Consider the following 17,549-nt stretch of genomic DNA (forward strand, 5'->3'; position numbering starts at 1 on the left):
CTCTCAGGAGAGAGTCCATGAATGTTCAACCGCATCTTACCGCAAATGTCCCGACGATGAACCTCCCCCACCTCCACTCCGTTTAGAGGTGGGAGACTTCTCGGTGCGGTGGATTATGTTAAAATTGAATTTTTTCTTCAAGAAAGCTTTTTAACTCGGTAATCGGCACTCTCGTTTGCTCCATCGTATCGCGATCGCGCACGGTTACCATGCCGTCCTGCTCTGAATCAAAATCATACGTAATGCAGAATGGCGTGCCAATCTCATCTTGGCGGCGATAACGTTTACCGATTGATCCAGACTCATCGTAATCGACCATAAAATATTTGGATAAATCAGCGAAAACTTGGCGCGCCCCCTCAGAAAGCTTTTTCGATAGCGGAAACACCGCCGCCTTATACGGCGCCAATGCTGGATGTAGGCGCATGACGGTGCGCGTCGTTCCGTCTTCAAGTGCTTCTTCGTCATACGCGTCAATCAGAAAAGCAAGTGTGACGCGGTCCGCCCCAAGCGACGGTTCAATGCAGTATGGAATATAGCGTTCATTCGCATCCTGATCAATGTAATGAAAATCCTCGCCAGAATGCTCCATATGCTGCTTCAAGTCATAATCCGTACGAGAAGCAACCCCCCAGAGCTCTCCCCAGCCAAACGGGAATTTATATTCGATATCCGTAGTCGCATTGCTGTAGTGCGACAATTCTTCTTCCGAATGGTCGCGAAGACGGATATTCTCGGCTTTCATTCCCAATGATAACAGCCATTGCTCGCAAAACTGCTTCCAGTAATCAAACCACTTCAACTCCTCGCCCGGTTTGCAGAAGAACTCCAGCTCCATTTGTTCAAATTCGCGCGTGCGGAATGTAAAGTTCCCTGGTGTAATTTCATTGCGGAAGCTTTTCCCGATTTGCGCAATACCAAATGGGAGCTTTTTGCGCATCGTGCGTTGCACATTTTTAAAGTTGACAAAGATTCCTTGCGCGGTTTCTGGGCGAAGATAAATTTCATTGGCGCTTGATTCGGTCACGCCTTGGAACGTTTTAAACATTAAGTTAAATTGACGAATGCCGGTAAAATCTTGACTGCCGCAATCCGGACAAACGATATGATGCTCGTTGATCAGTTCTTCCATTTTGGAAAATGGCAGCCCGTCAACAATCATTTCGATTCCTTTTGCTTCTAAAGCTGTTTCAATGAGCTTATCAGCCCGATGACGCGCTTTACATTGTTTACAGTCGATCATTGGATCATTGAAGTTGCCTAAATGGCCTGATGCTTCCCATGTTTTTGGATTCATTAAAATAGCGGCATCTAAGCCGACATTATAAGGGGATTCTTGAACAAACTTTTTCCACCATGCCCGCTTAATATTATTTTTGAGCTCTGTACCAAGCGGACCGTAGTCCCATGTGTTGGCTAGTCCGCCATAAATTTCTGATCCTGGAAAGACAAATCCGCGATGCTTCGCATGAGCAACGATTTGATCCATTGTCACTGACATCTTTTTTCCTCCTTTATTTTTTCAAACAAAAACGCCCTCGCCACTAGGCCTTGCGCCTAGGGACGAGAGCGTGACTCCCGCGGTTCCACCCTAGTTGATGCGTATGCCGCATCCACTTTGTACCAAAGCAACTCCGGATTGCCGCTTCATTGACCATCTTCACCGGGCTTCCACCGCCCCCGGCTCGCTATGGAAGAGAGGGACAACTACTATTGATCCATCATCGTTACAATATCATATTTTGCTATTTATCATAACAAAAATAAAAAATGTTCGTCAATGCCAGGAGTTATTTTTTATATTTTTCTTCTTAAGCGCGACACGATCGGCGCTCCATCCCAAATAACCTCACTGTTTGCTTTTCGCTTTGCCACCTCCGGCTCTTGAAGCAAAAGCCAAAAATTCTTCGTTGGCAGCTTCCCAAGGCGATGCTTTGCGCTAAGCCGGTCTAAATACATTTGCCGTTTGTTGTCCATCTGTCGCGATAAATGATCCCCTTCGTCTGAAAAAGCGTACAAGACGCTGGCCGCCGCAACGCGCTTCACGCGAAATACCTCAGACACACGCAAAAAGAAATCCCAATCCCAGTAATTATGTACAAAAGGATCAAAGTAGCCGATCGACTCATGGATCTCCTTTCGATATAAGCTGCCGGATGGCACATAGGTGGAGAATTTCCGCATGGCTTCTTGATCATATTCATAAGCGAACAAAAAACGACGGAGCGGTATGCGCTGTCCCCGATCCATTCGATATTGAAAGATTTCCACATCGGAATATACAAAATCCGCATCAACCATCGCTTCCACCATCCGCTCAAGATGGCAAGGCAGCAATAAATCATCATCGTCGCAGAGCATGATCCACTCGCCTCGCGCCTTTTTTACTCCGATATTTCGCGCTTCCACATGACCGACATTCGCCTGACAATGAATCAAACGAATGCGCATCTCTGGGTACAATGCGATAATATGATCAACACGTTCACCGCCATCATTGACAATGATCACTTCAAAATGGCGGTATATTTGCCTGCTTAACGACTCCAACAGCTCGGCGAGCGGATACGGTCGATTATAAGTAGGAACAACAATCGAAACAAATGGTTTCATCGTCGCGTCACTGCCTTCACCCCATTATTTTTCTACGCAGGGACTGCCGCATCCCTTGCTCTAATGCTCCAGATGCAAACAAAACACCAATAACGACCAACAAAAAGCCGAGCCATTGCACCATCTGGATCGTCTCACCTAAAAAAAGCGACGAAGCGACTAACGAAAAAAATGGCGACAGGTTAATAAAAATAGCGGCTTCCGCGGCTCCAAGCTGCTGAATCGCCCGATTATAAATCATTTGTCCCAACCCGCTAGCCACCATCGCAGAAGCCAAAAATACAAGCCATGCAGAGCCTCGGCCCTCCAACAATTTGGACAGACCGTCTTTTTCAGTAACGAGGCCGATGATAAACAAAATAACAGAGCCTATCAACAGCATCCAAGCCGTTAATGCTCTTACATCCATGGTCTCCGCCAGCTTTTTAATAAAAATAAAGCTGAGTGCTTGGGCGAGTACGGCACAAAAAATAGAAACATCGCCAAGGGAAACGGAACCGAGCTTTGCAGAGCTATGTATCACAATAAAGATTACTCCTGTAAAACCAAGAACGATCCCGACAAATTTGCTTACTCCCAGCCGCTCTCGCAAAATCACGATGGCGAGCAATCCGGTGACTAGCGGCGACATTCCTAAAATAATGCCTGCATTAGAAGCGGTTGTTTTCACCAGACCCGCTGATAAAAAATAATGATGGCCGACCACATTGAACAGCCCCACAAGACCAATCCACACCAGCTGCCGCGCCGTAACCGACTGGCTTTGTCGCGTTATCGCCAAAATAGCGAGCACGGTCAACGCGGCAACCAACAGGCGCAAAGCTGTAATGGTAATAGGGGAAAAAGCATTGACTAATATTTTAATTGCAACCACATTGGCTCCCCAGCATATCATCACGAATACAAGCCCAATATATAGCGACCACTTTGTCATCTGATTTTACCTCTTTTGTCAAAATAAAAAGAAGCGATAATACTAAAAGTATCGCTCCTTTTCTTATTTGTCAATTCTTATGCTAGCTCCTGCTGTTTGGTTTCCTTTCCTAATATCCATACGGCCAAAACACCGATAAAAATAGAAATGCAAAAAATCGTAAAAATTGTGGTCACTCCCACTTTTTGCGCGACAAGATAGCCGACTAACAGCGGCCCTAAAATGCCGCCAACCCGACCGAATGAAGCAGCCATCCCTGCTCCCGTTCCGCGAATCGAGGTCGGATACTGCTCTGGAGTATAAGCATACAAAGCACCCCATGCCCCCAAGTTAAAAAATGAAAGTAAAATGCCAAAAAGCATTAAAAAGGCGTGCGATTCCGCGTTGCCAAAAAAGTAGGCGCTGACTGCTGTCCCCATTAAATAAACAATAAGCACAAATTTTCGCCCGAGCCGCTCAATCAGCCAAGCAGCGCTAAAATATCCCGGCAATTGCGCCAGCGTCATAATCAGGACATATTGAAAGCTTTGAATCAAGCTGAATCCTTTGATGACCATCACGCTCGGGAGCCATAAAAACATGCCGTAATAGGAAAATACAACAGCAAACCAAAGCACCCATAACATAATCGTCTCACGGCGGTAAGCAGAAGACCATACCTTGATCACATTCGCAAGAATATTGCTTTCTGCTTTCGGCTTCGTAAATCGCGGAGAATCAGGCAAATTCAACCGTAAATAAAGCGCATAAAGGGCAGGAATCGCTGACAAAAGCAAGGCGAGCTTCCACCCATAGGACGGAATAATGAAATAGGAAATCAATGCTGATAAAAGCCAACCCAACGCCCAAAAGCTCTCCAGCAAGACAACCACTTTCCCGCGCTCACTTGCCGCAACACTTTCAGACACTAATGTTGAGGCGACTGGCAGCTCTCCGCCAAGGCCCATCCCCACAATAAAGCGCAGCACTAGAAAAGCTGCTAAAGTCGTCGTTAAAGCAGACAATCCACTTCCTAACGAAAATAATAAAAGCGTCAAAATAAAGACCTGCTTTCTGCCAATCTTGTCTGCTAAAAGTCCAAACACAAGCGCTCCTACTGCCATGCCAATCGAGTTCATGCTGCCAATCCAGCCCATTTGCTGAGCCGTTAACCCCCATTCTTTTTGCAGCGCCGCAATAATAAATGACAGCATGCCCACATCCATGGCATCGAACATCCAGCCTAAGCCAGCAATTCCTAAAAGTTTTCGCTGTGAAATTGTATATTGACTCATGACAAGCCTCCTTTATTGACAGGTGTCAATCTATACCATTCATTATATTGATATATTCCCCGTTATTCAAACAAAAAAACAAAGGAGGCTTACTCCTTTGTTCTGAATGAAAAAGCTTGTTCGATCACATATGTTAACCAATTCCTAAGTGTTTCAAAAGCAAATGGCACATTCAAACGCTCTGTCCACTGATGGGCATCACGGCCAATCGGGCCAACGTTTAGCACAGGCGCAGAAAATTCCGCCAGCGCCTGAATAGGAAGATCATATCCTTGGCCCCATAGCGGCATATTGGCGGTGAGCGTTCTTAAAGCGGAGAGCGGTTGATGCAATCCAACATAGCTTAAATCGGAAATGCCGCCAAAATAATGTTGCTGTACAAGGGAGATATCATCTTTTTCCTTGGCGTACGCCCGCAACTGATCAACGAGATAAAGAACAAGCGGATCATCGCTGGAATTCACAGCTGGATAGTAAGGCGGCGCATAAAATAATACGATCATCGGTCCTAAATCTTTGCAAAGAATGGCTAACTGATCAACGAGCTCAATCGTCCGTTGCCGCTCATCTTTTCCGTCTCCATTCGCCAACACGCTTTGTTCAAGCTTCTCCACTTTTTCCGTTCCAAACATCTCGACCGCTTTTTGCCGCAGTTCAGCAAACGTCCACACATGAATGGATAGCGATCTTGGCGAAGATTGCTCCATTTGCGCAAAACGGAAAGCTTGCTCACGATATTGCTGTTCAATCTTTTCCGCTGCCCGCTTTGTTAATTGCCGTAACGATTCTGTAATGTCATCCATTGATTTTTGCTGCAAAAATAGATTAAATAGCGCTACAGCACGATGCGGAATTTGTACAGAATAATCCTTTTTTAAATCGGTCTGGAACAAACTTGTCGGCGGCGGGCTCACTTCTTGGCCAAACAACTCACAAAAATCAACATTCAACTCTAGTTCATTCACAATTTGCGAAACCATCCCGTTCGCATTTAATCCCGCTAATGGCTCACCAACATGCGTTTCCTTCCCATAGCAATAAAACCCTGGCAGCACTTTGCCGATGGAGCCTGTATAAATATAATTCGTTTGATCGCCTGGATAACGCGTAAACATCGGTTCTGAATTAAGAACAAGCCGATAATTCAGGCGATGGTTTTTCGCCATTTCAACCAGCGCCGGCACAGCCGCCCGCATGCCCACTGAATTCACTTCTTCATCCGGCACGGTTAGAAGCAATACATTTCCGCGGAAATAGCCGTGGCATGCCTGTTCGATAAGCGACATATGTAAAGCCAGTCCGCATTTCATATCCATGACCCCGCGTCCAAACAGCCACTCCCCTTGTGCTAAGTCTGCTTGAACAGCTGCCGGCAGCTTCTCCTTATGATGATAAAAATACTGGGTCAGAGTCTCCGGGGAAAATGCCCAATCCTTCCAAATTCCATAATCTTGTACATCGACCACATCAAAGTGGCTGACAAGAACAATCGTATCTTCTACCTGCTCTTCTTGTTTAACAAGCGCTGTGACAAAATAGCGGCCGTCTCCTGTCGGATGCAGTTGCACAAGAGATGGGTTCGCTTGAAAATACTCAAGCGTACAAAGCTGTTGCGCAATATAATGCGCCAGCTCGACCTCCGCTTTTGAATGACTTACACTTGCATGCTGCACTAACTGACAGAGCAGCTGCTTTAACTGTTGCTTTGTCTGCCATTTCATCCTCTTCCCCCGCTTTTCTTTGTCATCCTTTCGTGCTGATGGATAGTGGTTTTGAAAAAGTACGCTTGTGCTTATGGTATAAAGAAAGCATAGAATGCTTCGATCTTTATTCATCCATCCACACGTTTCCTTATCGCTACTATTTTAACAAATATCGAGGATAAACAAACGATATAAATACAACTTAAACCATGAACCTCTCCCACCCCACTCCGTTAAGAGCGGGAAACTTTTTGGGGGATTGTTAAACAAATGTTATCTATAGACCACAGCCAAACAACGCCGTTTTCAGACTTATTCATCGTTCTGTGAAACAGCGCTGTTCGATCGCCCAATCTTAGGAAAATATCCCCTTTATCGCTTGTTTACAAAACAGCGACAAATCATTGCTTATTTTCCTTTCTGTTTTGCTACAATAAAAATACATCCTAATTTGCCAGCCATGACTTGTACGATCAACATGGCTTTTCTGTTTGATTCTAGATCAACCATACCGATGTTTAACGATAGACAAAAAATAATCCGTACCATGCTTTACTGGCAGATCAGTCTTATGAGCTGAAACTATTATTTCGTTTGGAAGCGGGGATGACATGATACATAAAGAAGATCCATTTAAAGCGAATTTCGACAGTCTTGAAGAGTTTGCCGATCGCATCAGTGATTTGTTGCAATGCCCGATTACGATTGAAGATGCGAACCATCGGCTCATCGCCTACAGCGCCCATGATGACTATACAGATCCGGCGCGGACCGCCACCATTATTAGCCGCCGTGTTCCAGAGAAAGTCATTAATAGCCTCTGGAAAACAGGAGTCATTCCTGCGTTGTTAAGTAGCGAAGAGCCTTTGCGCGTCGAAACGATCTCTGATGTGGGTCTCGGGAATCGAGTGGCCGTATCCATTTGGAAAAATAACGAGGTGATTGGATTTATTTGGGCGCTAGAAACAGGGAGAACCCTTTCCAAGGATGATATGGAATTGCTGAAAAAAGCAGCGAAGGCGGCTAAAAATAAAGTATTGCAGCTGTACATGCGCAAAAATAAACGAGAAGAACGGGTGCAAGAATTTTTTTGGAAATTGCTTACTGGCCATATTAAAACAAATGAAGAAATTCATGAAAATTTTAGCGCGATGCAAATTCCGGCCGCCCCACGTTTTTCCGTTCTTGTCTTCCGCTTTGCCAACGGCATTACAAGCGATTTAGAAAAACAAATTTCTTACATTTTACAAACCACTCAACAAGTTCAAGTTCTACTGTATACCGTTGAACGAAACGATTTCATTTTATTGGCGGCTCCAAAATCAGCCGATCAGCCATTGTATGAATTGAATCAATTTATCTCCTCATTTGCGACAAAAATGAAGGAACGCTTCCATATTAACAGCATTCAAAGCAGCTTTGGCGGCATTTATGAAACGTTTGAATGCATTGAAAAAAGCTACAAGGAAGCACTGACCGTTTTATCAATGAAAGAAAAGTTTCCTGAGCAAACTTCTTCCATTTATGGATATCAACAATTAGGTATTTATCAATTTTTTGATTTATTGTTAGAAAAAAAACAGCAAGGAGAATTTGCAAATTCAGCGCTGACAAAACTGCAGGCCTACGATGAGAAGCATCATACCAACCTCATCGAAACGTATGAAGCCTTTTTCGATCACGACAGCAATGTCAATGAAACCGCAAAGGCGTTAAATATCCATCCCAACACTCTTTCATATCGGCTCAAGCGCATCGCCGAAATTGGTGAAATCGATTTGCACAATATGAACCAAAAAGTCAAATTATATATCGATATTAAATTGGCCAAATATGAAGCATTGCATTAATTTTGTGGAAATCCACAAAATAATGCTGCTTCTTTTTCTTTTCTAAACAAAGAAAAAATCATGGAAACTGTGTATACTGCAAGTAAGGACAATATGAGGGAGGAACTCATCCATGATTATTGGTGTACCAAAAGAAATTAAAAATAACGAAAATCGTGTGGCAATCACTCCGGCTGGAGTTATGTCATTCGTTCAAGCTGGTCATACAGTGATTATTGAAAAAGACGCAGGGATTGGAAGCGGTTTCACAAACGAAGACTATGCAAGCGCTGGTGCGCAAATCATTGATAGCGCGAAAGACGTTTGGGCGCAAGCTGATATGGTTATGAAAGTGAAAGAGCCGCTTGCAAGTGAATACGACTATTTCCGCCCAGGATTAATTTTATTCACATACTTGCACCTTGCGGCAGAGCCTGAATTAGCGCGGGCGTTAAAAGAAAAAGGCGTGATCGCCATCGCTTATGAAACTGTACAAGTTGGCCGCACGCTTCCGCTTTTAACACCAATGAGTGAAGTCGCTGGACGCATGTCCGCACAAATCGGCGCACAATTTTTAGAAAAGCCAAAAGGCGGAAAAGGCATTCTTCTTGGCGGTGTCCCAGGCGTTAGCCGCGGCAAAGTCACGATTATCGGCGGCGGTGTCGTCGGAACAAACGCAGCGAAAGTGGCGATCGGCCTAGGTGCAGATGTTACGATCATCGACTTGAGCGCTGACCGTCTTCGCGAACTTGACGACATTTTTGGCAACCAAATTACAACGCTTATGTCAAATCCGATGAACATTGCCCAAGCTGTCGCACAATCGGATCTTGTGATTGGCGCCGTCCTCATTCCAGGTGCCAAAGCGCCTAAGCTTGTAACAGAAGAAATGGTGAAAAACATGAAGCCTGGTTCTGTCATTGTCGATGTTGCGATCGACCAAGGCGGCATTGTGGAAACAAGCGACCATGTCACAACACACGACAACCCAACATATGAAAAACACGGGGTTGTTCACTATGCGGTTGCCAACATGCCTGGCGCTGTACCAAGAACATCCACCATTGCTTTGACAAACGTAACCATTCCATATGCGCTACAAATCGCAAATAAAGGGGTACGTCAAGCCATTGCCGACAATGCCGCATTAAAACTTGGCGTCAATGTCGCAAATGGCGAAATCACATATGAAGCCGTTGCCCGTGACCTTGGCTACGAATACGTATCGGTTGAAGAAGCGCTCGAAAAACAATTTGCCGTTCAAGCATAATGCAAAACTGGGTACCGTCGATCATGGCGGTACCCGGTTTTTTATTTTTGATGAAAGAAAAGCCTCTGTTTGGAGGCTAACGAACCCTTCTTTACATTATCGCTTTAAAAACATCCAACCGTCTTCATATAGCCGGATGGCCAAAAATCTGGAAACATGGAACCCGTTCGATCTCCTCTAAGGAATCATGGATTCTTCTGCTCTTGCCATCTAAAATATCTAGTTCCAATAAGAATGCTGCCTACATAGAGAACCGCTAGAAAAATAAAATCGAACAACAAGTCTGATACAAACAGCTTTCCTGTCCATCCTCCTTGCATGAGATCAACGACCGATGTCAACGGAACGGAATTAGAAATCTTTTGCATCACCTGCAGCAGTTGTTCAACGATAAGGACATCGTGCGACTTGAGTCTCGAAACTCTATCCGAGTCGGTCCTTAGCCAAAAAGCAAAACAGCCTTTCCCATTCAGGAAAGGCTGTTTCCTTATAACGCTTTTTTAAATTGGTCAAATTGATCAAGAACTTTATCGGATGGCTGTTTCGTCAACAAGCTGACGACAATAATCGCGAGCAAGCTTGCCGCAAAGCCAGGAACCATTTCATATAGCAGGTTTTTCAAATAATCCGACTGCGTCCAAAGGATGACCGTTGCAGCTCCTGCAACCATTCCGGCTAATGCTCCCCACTTGGTCATCCGCTTCCAACATAAGCTTAGCAAAATAACAGGTCCAAAAGAAGAACCGAATCCAGCCCACGCATAACCGACAAGGCGTAAAATGGTATCGTTTTGCTTGAAAGCGAGCGCAGCAGCGACCAATGACACGAATAAAACAGCCAATCGGCCAATAAGAACAAGCTCTTTATCAGAAGCTGAGCGACGGAACCATACTTTATATAAATCCTCCGTTAATGAACTTGAGGTAACGAGCAATTGCGATGAAATCGTGCTCATAATCGCCGCTAAAATCGCAGCGAGCAAAAATCCCGTAATTAACGGATGGAATAAAACTTCGCCAAGCTTAATAAATACCGTTTCTGGATCCGCTAGCTTTGCTCCTGACTCAAAATAGTAAGCGATTCCAAATAACCCTGTCAACATAGCCCCAACGACAGAAAAAATCATCCAGCCCATTCCAATGCGGCGAGCGTTTTTCATTTCCTTAATAGAAGAAATCGCCATAAATCGAACGATAATATGTGGTTGTCCGAAATATCCAAGTCCCCAAGCAAACAAAGAAATCACGCCAAGCAAAGTGGTCCCTTTGAATAAATTTAACAAATCCGGATTAATGTGACGGATCGTGTTCATCGTATCGCCTACGCCCCCTGTATGAAAAAGGGTGACAACAGGCACAAGAATTAAAGCAATAAACATAATCAAGCCTTGAACAAAGTCTGTCCAGCTAACGGCTAAAAATCCGCCAAACAGCGTATAAGCCACAACGACTCCCGCGACAATCCATAGTCCTGTATGATAGCTTGTGCCAAAAGAGTTTTGGAACAAGACCGCTCCGGATACTAATCCAGAAGATACGTAAAATGTGAAAAAAATCATAATGACAAGACCGGAAATTAAACGCAATAGCTTCGATGTGTCCCCAAAGCGGTTTTCCAAAAATTCTGGAATGGTAATTGAATCATTAGCGACTTCTGTATAAACGCGCAAGCGCGGTGCCACGTACAACCAGTTGGCATAAGCTCCAAGCGTTAAACCAATGACAATCCAAGAAGCGCTTAAGCCTTGTACATACATCGCTCCAGGCAATCCCATTAAAAGCCATCCGCTCATATCGGAAGCCCCGGCACTGAGCGCTGTAACCGCAGGACCTAATGTACGTCCGCCAAGCATATAATCAGAGAGATTTGATGTTCTCTTATATGCCCAATATCCAATCAGTAACATCCCGATCATATAAATCGTGACCGAAATTAATACCATGGTGTTCTCCCCTTCCTTTGTTGTCTCTAGTCAATAACATCATAAACGAAAGAATATTATTTATGCAATAGTAATCATATTTTTCCATCTGTAGTATAACAACAATAAAGCCGCTAAAAATCAATGTTTTTAGGCATTTTCAACATATATTTAAAAAATATTCAGATAAATAAAAAATAATAAATAATTCAATTGTATTTAGATTGCATTATTTCTTCCTCTATTATAAAAATATATTTTGTTTTCTCAATCGTCTTAATTTATAATATATTTATTGAAATAAAACATTTTTTGAAAATGTATAATTTTACATTTACATTTTTAATATGCTTTAAGAACCAATTAATTCAATTACATATTATTCTAAAAGAACTCATCTTCTTCTCTTTGTTTCTAAATATTACAAAAATTGTTTTTATAAAAAGTATTGCATAAACAAACGAATGCTGGTAGTATGATAATCGTCCTAGGAAACACTTGAAGAAATCGATCAGCTGAAACTAAATGAGAAATTAATGTTATTTTTTATATTTTTACAATATAAAGGGGGAAGGAAATAATGAAAAAAATGGCGGTATTTGCTGTGATACTTGCTCTCTTTGTGGCTTTAGCAGGGTGTGGCGGCAAATCATCCGATCAATCTTCAGAAAGTGGAGATAACAACAAAAAAATCATTGTCGGAACAGATGCTTCATTCGCACCATTTGAGTATATGGATAAAGGGGAAATTGTAGGGTTTGATGTTGATTTGTTAGATGCTGTCATGAAAGAAGCTGGCATCAAATATGAGTTGAAAAACATTGGCTGGGATCCTTTATTCGCAGCGGTACAAAGCGGTAAAGAAGCAGATATGGCAGTTTCCGGAATTACGATTAACGATAAACGCAAACAAACCTACGATTTCTCAGCGCCATATTTTGAATCAACGCATATGATTCTCGTAAAAGAAAATAGTTCAATCAAAAACGCCCTTGATTTAAAAGGCAAAATGGTTGGCGTCCAAAATGGAACGACGGGACAAGCAGCCGTGGAAAAGTTATTCGGGGCTGAAAATAAAAATATTAAAAAATTTGAAAATACCGTCGTCGCAATTATGGACCTTTTAAACGGTGGCGTGGAGGCCGTTGTGACTGATAACGCTGTCGCCAACGAATACGTGAAAAACAATCCTGATAAAAAGCTAAAAACGATTGAAGATCCAAAAAACTTCCAATCAGAATTTTACGGCTTTATGTTTCCTAAAGGAAGTGATTTGAAGCCAAAAATCGATGAAGCGCTGAAAAAAGTCATCGACAGCGGCAAATATACTGAAATCTATCAAAAATGGTTCGGGAAAGAACCAAATCTCGATAATTTGTTAAAGCAACAATCATCATAATCGGTAAAAAATTGCGTAACTATTCGTCGCTAGTTACGCAATTTTTATAAGAAAGGTGAGGAGAATGGATTTTCGTTTTGATATTATTCAGGAATATGCCCCCTTTTTTCTAAAAGGCCTAGGGATCACGATTTTTGTATCTATTATTTCCATTGTTGTCGGTTCAATCCTCGGACTTGCCATCGGTCTAGGCAAAATGTCCACGAATCGGCTTATTCGCTTCCCATTTGAATGGTATGTGAACTTTTTCCGCGGTACACCGCTATTAGTCCAAATGCTGTTAGTCCATTTTGGGTTAATGCCTATTTTCTTTGCACAGCCAAGCGCTACCGTATCACTGGCTGTATCCTTATCCTTAAACTCTGCAGCCTATGTGGCGGAAATTTTCCGCGCCGGCATTCAATCCATCGACAAGGGACAAATGGAAGCCGCCCGTTCATTAGGAATGACCCATACCCAAGCCATGCGTTATATTATTTTACCGCAGGCGTTAAAACGAATGATTCCACCATTTGCGAATGAATTTATCGTCTTAATAAAAGACTCCTCTCTTGGTGCTGTCATTGCGGCCCCGGAGCTCATGTATTGGGGGAGAGCCGCACAGGGACAATATTATCGCGTATGGGAGCCATATTTAACGGTCGCGCTTATTTATTTGATTTTAACCCTTTCCCTTAGTAAATTACTAAATTATTTGGAAAGGAAGTATTCGAACCAATGATTAAAGTGACAAATTTAAAAAAATCATTTGGCGATCTTGAAGTATTAAAAGGAATTAATGCACACATTAAAGAACGCGAGGTTGTGGTCGTCATCGGCCCATCCGGTTCAGGAAAATCCACCTTTTTACGTTGTTTAAATTTGCTTGAAGACTTTGACGAGGGCGATATTATAATCGATGGATTCCATTTAAAAGACAAAAACACGAACATCAACAAAGTGCGTGAAGAAGTCGGCATGGTGTTTCAACGCTTTAACTTATTCCCGCATATGACCGTACTGGATAACATTACGCTAGCTCCTGTCAAAGTCCGCAAATGGACGCTAGAAAAAGCGAAAGAAACGGCATTGGAGCTCTTGAAAAAAGTCGGCCTTCAAGATAAAGCGAACGTCTATCCTGACTCTCTCTCTGGCGGTCAAGCTCAGCGCGTCGCGATCGCCCGCGCCTTAGCCATGGGGCCGAAGGTGATGCTGTTTGATGAACCAACATCGGCATTAGATCCGGAAATGGTCGGAGAAGTATTATCCGTTATGAAGCAGTTAGCCAACGAAGGAATGACGATGGTTGTCGTCACACATGAAATGGGCTTTGCTCGCGAGGTTGGCGACCGCGTCCTGTTTATGGACGGCGGCTATATCGTCGAAGAAGGAGCGCCAAGCGACATCTTCGACAACCCGCAACACGAACGGACAAAATCATTTTTATCGAAAGTGCTATAAAAAACCTTTGTCCTCCACTTTAACGAAAACACGTCTCACCTCAAAAAGAGACGAGTTTCGGACAAAGTGGATCATTTTTTATGACGCGACATGCGAGGCATCCGCTCAGCCCATCGAATCCAGCTTAGTCATACACGAATACACAAAAAAGACCGGTCTCTGTTACAGAGATCGGTCTTTTGTATTATAAAACGAACCACATAACCCAAATCGAACCAGCGACAACAACAACAGCGATGAAAAAGCTATAGAGCATATTAATGGTTTGAACTCTGCCGCTGTCGCTTTCCGTCATGTGCATGAACATAAACAGCTGCAATGCCGCTTGCAACACAGCTAGCGTCACAATCACGCCAAGAATCGCTTTTATGGTCCAGCCTGACGACAGAGCCACCCATAACGCGATAAATGTGAGCACAAGAGATAAAATAAACCCAACAATATGTTTCCAAGGAAATGTCTCATGGTGATGGTTTGCTCCCATCTTACATCACCATCCCTGTCAAATAAACTAAAGTAAAGATGAAAATCCAGACGACATCAAGAAAGTGCCAGTACAAGCTGACGATAAACACTTTACGCGCCGTTCTTGGAGTAAAACCACGCTGCAACAGCTGAATAATAATTAAAATCATCCAGCAAATCCCGAGGCTCACGTGCGCTCCGTGCGTCCCAACGAGCACAAAAAAGCTCGAAAGGAATGCGCTTGTCTGGATCGTCGCGCCCTCATGCACATAATGAATAAACTCACGAATTTCAAACGTAATAAATCCTGCCCCTAAAAGAAGCGTCACTAAAAGCCATGTTAACAAACCGGACAAGCGGCGACGGCGCATCTCAAACACCGCAAGCCCACACGTAAAGCTACTTGTTAAAAGAAGCAATGTCTCAATCATCACATCTTTAATTTCAAACAAGTCGCTGGTCGTTGGACCACTGCCCGTCCGTTGGAATAAAACAAGATAGGTGGCGAATAAGGTCGCAAACAACACGACCTCAGCACCAAGAAAAATCCAAAACCCTAGAATATTTAGGCGGCTTTCCTCTGTTCGATACTCCAATGGCATCGTTTCATCGTACTGATGAGCTGCTTCTGCCATCTCTTATGCCCCCTTTCCCGACAAACGTTCCGTACGTTTAATTTCATCTACGCTGATATAATAACCGTCATCATCGTCAAATGAACGGAGAATCAATCCAAGAGCAATAAAGATCGTTGCGATAATCGCCAACCAAAACCATTTAAATACAAGGCCGAAGCCCGCAAAGAAAAAGGCGATTGAAATAAGGAACGGACGACCGGAATTGCTTGGCATATGAATCGGTTTTAATTTTTCCTCATCAATTTCGAAGCCCTTTCCGGATTTCTTCATCTCCCAATATGCATCTAAATCCTTCACCTCAGGGGTGATCGCAAAATTGTAATGTGCCACCGGGGAAGACGTCGCCCATTCAAGTGTACGGCCATCCCATGGATCTCCCGTCATATCGCGTTCCCCGTAGCGCGCGCTATAATAAATGTTATAGCAAAGCACGATAAACCCGATTCCCATTAGAACCGCACCAACGGATGCGACAACGTTAAGCGGCGTCCAGCCAAGCCCCTCAGAATACGTATACATGCGTCGCGTCATACCCATTAATCCTAAGAAATACATTGGGAAGAAGCAAATATTAAATCCGATCATAAACAGCCAGAATGTCCATTTTCCTAAACGCTCGTTTAGAATATGCCCGAACATTTTTGGATACCAATAATGCAATCCGGCAAAGCAAGCAAAAACGGTACCGGCAATTAGCACGTAATGGAAGTGGGCAATTAAGAAATAGCTGTTATGATATTGATAATCCGCCGCAGCCATGGCTAACATGACACCGGTGACCCCACCAATGACAAAGTTCGGTATGAATGCCAATGACCAAAGCATCGCTGTTGTAAAACGAATTTTCCCTTTACGAAGCGTAAAGAGCCAGTTGAAAATTTTCACACCCGTCGGAACGGCAATCGCCATCGTTGTAATCGAGAAAACCGAGTTAACAGCTGCTCCAGCTCCCATTGTAAAGAAGTGATGCACCCAAACGATAAAGCTTAAAAAGGCAATTCCTACAATCGAATAGACCATCGCTTTATAACCAAAAAGACGTTTGCGAGCAAACGTGCTCACTACCTCAGAGAAAATTCCAAACGACGGCAAAATGACAATGTATACTTCCGGATGTCCCCAAATCCAGAATAGGTTCGCCCAAAGCATTGACATCCCGCCATTCGCCATCGTAAAGAATTGTGTATCAAATAGACGGTCAAACGTCATAAGCGCCAATGCGACTGTCAACACTGGGAACGCGAAAATAATTAATACGCACGTGATTAAAATCGTCCATGTAAACATTGGCATGCGCATCAATGTCATGCCTGGCGCACGCATTTTTAAAATGGTCACGAGAAAGTTAATCCCCGTCATCAGCGTACCGATACCGGAAATTTGCAAAGCAACCGCATAATAGTTATTCCCAACACCTGGACTAAATTCGTTGCCAGCAAGCGGGAAATACGAAGTCCAACCGGCATTCGGCGATCCCCCAATGACAAAGGAGATATTAAACAACATCGCACCAACGAAAAATAACCAAAAGCTTAACGCATTCAAATAAGGATACGCGACATCACGCGCTCCGATTTGCAAAGGTACGACAATGTTCATCAACCCGATAATAAACGGCATCGCCATGAATAAAATCATGATCGTACCGTGAGTAGTGAAAATTTCATTATAATGTTCTGAATTGAGAAATTTCATGTTTGGTGCTGTTAATTGCGCCCTCATAAGCAGCGCATCCACACCGCCGCGGAACAACATCAGCACCGCTGAAATAATGTACATGACTCCGATTTTTTTATGGTCAACAGTTGTCAACCATTCATCCCAAAGCCATTTCCATTTTTTAAAATACGTAAGAACGAAAACAATACCAATCACCGTTAATACGATCGCTACATCGGCTGCATAGATCAGCGGTTCCCCTGTGACAAAAAACTCGCTCCACTTCATGCACCTGTTCCTCCTTCCTTACATTGAATGCACGTCTTCGTCCCTTTGTCCTTGACGATACGGTCTCTCATCGATCTGACACGCTCTCTCTCTTCACGAATCGTTTCGCATGCTCG

14 protein-coding genes are annotated in these 17,549 nt (G+C 43.5%); 5 read left to right on the top strand and 9 right to left on the bottom strand.

What is annotated here, in order from left to right; all coding sequences use genetic code 11:
• Positions 1-118 precede the first annotated feature (118 nt).
• The 5 genes from AT864_RS16065 to AT864_RS16085 form a co-directional block, all read right to left on the bottom strand.
• Positions 119-1,501, bottom strand: coding sequence for a glycine--tRNA ligase (locus AT864_RS16065; RefSeq protein ID WP_066150713.1), 1,383 nt, complete (start codon positions 1,499-1,501; stop codon positions 119-121).
• Positions 1,502-1,797: 296 nt separating this feature from the next.
• Positions 1,798-2,613: a glycosyltransferase family 2 protein gene (locus AT864_RS16070; protein ID WP_066150716.1), complete on the bottom strand. Its 816-nt coding sequence runs from the start codon at positions 2,611-2,613 to the stop codon at positions 1,798-1,800.
• A gap of 16 nt (positions 2,614-2,629) precedes the next feature.
• Positions 2,630-3,547: a DMT family transporter gene (locus AT864_RS16075; RefSeq protein ID WP_066150719.1), complete on the bottom strand. Its 918-nt coding sequence runs from the start codon at positions 3,545-3,547 to the stop codon at positions 2,630-2,632.
• A 77-nt stretch (positions 3,548-3,624) separates the two neighbouring features.
• A complete protein-coding gene (locus tag AT864_RS16080) occupies positions 3,625-4,821 on the bottom strand; it encodes an MFS transporter (RefSeq protein WP_066150722.1) in 1,197 nt (398 codons plus the stop codon).
• Between the two features lie 89 nt (positions 4,822-4,910).
• Positions 4,911-6,542: a M20/M25/M40 family metallo-hydrolase gene (locus tag AT864_RS16085; protein WP_066150861.1), complete on the bottom strand. Its 1,632-nt coding sequence runs from the start codon at positions 6,540-6,542 to the stop codon at positions 4,911-4,913.
• Between the two features lie 593 nt (positions 6,543-7,135).
• On the opposite strand from AT864_RS16085, the gene AT864_RS16090 reads away from it, so the two are divergent.
• On the top strand, positions 7,136-8,374 hold the full coding sequence (locus tag AT864_RS16090; RefSeq protein WP_044745193.1) for a CdaR family transcriptional regulator: 1,239 nt from the start codon (positions 7,136-7,138) through the stop codon (positions 8,372-8,374).
• Between the two features lie 112 nt (positions 8,375-8,486).
• Positions 8,487-9,623 (top strand): alanine dehydrogenase, encoded by a 1,137-nt coding sequence (gene ald, locus AT864_RS16095; RefSeq protein ID WP_066150725.1) that lies wholly within the window; start codon positions 8,487-8,489, stop codon positions 9,621-9,623.
• Positions 9,624-10,110: 487 nt separating this feature from the next.
• On the opposite strand, the gene putP is transcribed toward ald, so the two are convergent.
• Complete coding sequence (gene putP, locus AT864_RS16100; RefSeq protein ID WP_044745191.1) at positions 10,111-11,565, bottom strand: sodium/proline symporter PutP; 1,455 nt, start codon at positions 11,563-11,565, stop codon at positions 10,111-10,113.
• Positions 11,566-12,124: 559 nt separating this feature from the next.
• Here putP and AT864_RS16105 point away from each other — a divergent pair.
• The 3 genes from AT864_RS16105 to AT864_RS16115 all read left to right on the top strand — a co-directional run bounded on the left by AT864_RS16105 (position 12,125) and on the right by AT864_RS16115 (position 14,383).
• Positions 12,125-12,943: a basic amino acid ABC transporter substrate-binding protein gene (locus tag AT864_RS16105; protein ID WP_066150727.1), complete on the top strand. Its 819-nt coding sequence runs from the start codon at positions 12,125-12,127 to the stop codon at positions 12,941-12,943.
• A gap of 64 nt (positions 12,944-13,007) precedes the next feature.
• Positions 13,008-13,664: an amino acid ABC transporter permease gene (locus tag AT864_RS16110; RefSeq protein ID WP_044745189.1), complete on the top strand. Its 657-nt coding sequence runs from the start codon at positions 13,008-13,010 to the stop codon at positions 13,662-13,664.
• Positions 13,661-14,383, top strand: coding sequence for an amino acid ABC transporter ATP-binding protein (locus AT864_RS16115; RefSeq protein ID WP_044745188.1), 723 nt, complete (start codon positions 13,661-13,663; stop codon positions 14,381-14,383). Before AT864_RS16110 ends, AT864_RS16115 begins: the two co-directional genes overlap by 4 nt.
• 184 nt (positions 14,384-14,567) lie before the next feature.
• On the opposite strand, the gene qoxD is transcribed toward AT864_RS16115, so the two are convergent.
• Genes qoxD through qoxB form a run of 3 tightly spaced genes read right to left on the bottom strand, consistent with a single transcriptional unit; the run spans position 14,568 to position 17,433 of the window.
• Positions 14,568-14,867: a cytochrome aa3 quinol oxidase subunit IV gene (gene qoxD / locus AT864_RS16120; RefSeq protein WP_066150730.1), complete on the bottom strand. Its 300-nt coding sequence runs from the start codon at positions 14,865-14,867 to the stop codon at positions 14,568-14,570.
• 1 nt (position 14,868) lies between these two features.
• On the bottom strand, positions 14,869-15,483 hold the full coding sequence (gene qoxC / locus AT864_RS16125; protein WP_066150733.1) for a cytochrome aa3 quinol oxidase subunit III: 615 nt from the start codon (positions 15,481-15,483) through the stop codon (positions 14,869-14,871).
• Positions 15,484-15,486: 3 nt separating this feature from the next.
• On the bottom strand, positions 15,487-17,433 hold the full coding sequence (gene qoxB / locus AT864_RS16130) for a cytochrome aa3 quinol oxidase subunit I (RefSeq protein ID WP_066150736.1): 1,947 nt from the start codon (positions 17,431-17,433) through the stop codon (positions 15,487-15,489).
• Positions 17,434-17,549: the final 116 nt, after the last annotated feature.

The organism is Anoxybacillus sp. P3H1B, assembly GCF_001560855.1.
Taxonomy (GTDB): domain Bacteria; phylum Bacillota; class Bacilli; order Bacillales; family Anoxybacillaceae; genus Anoxybacteroides; species Anoxybacteroides rupiense.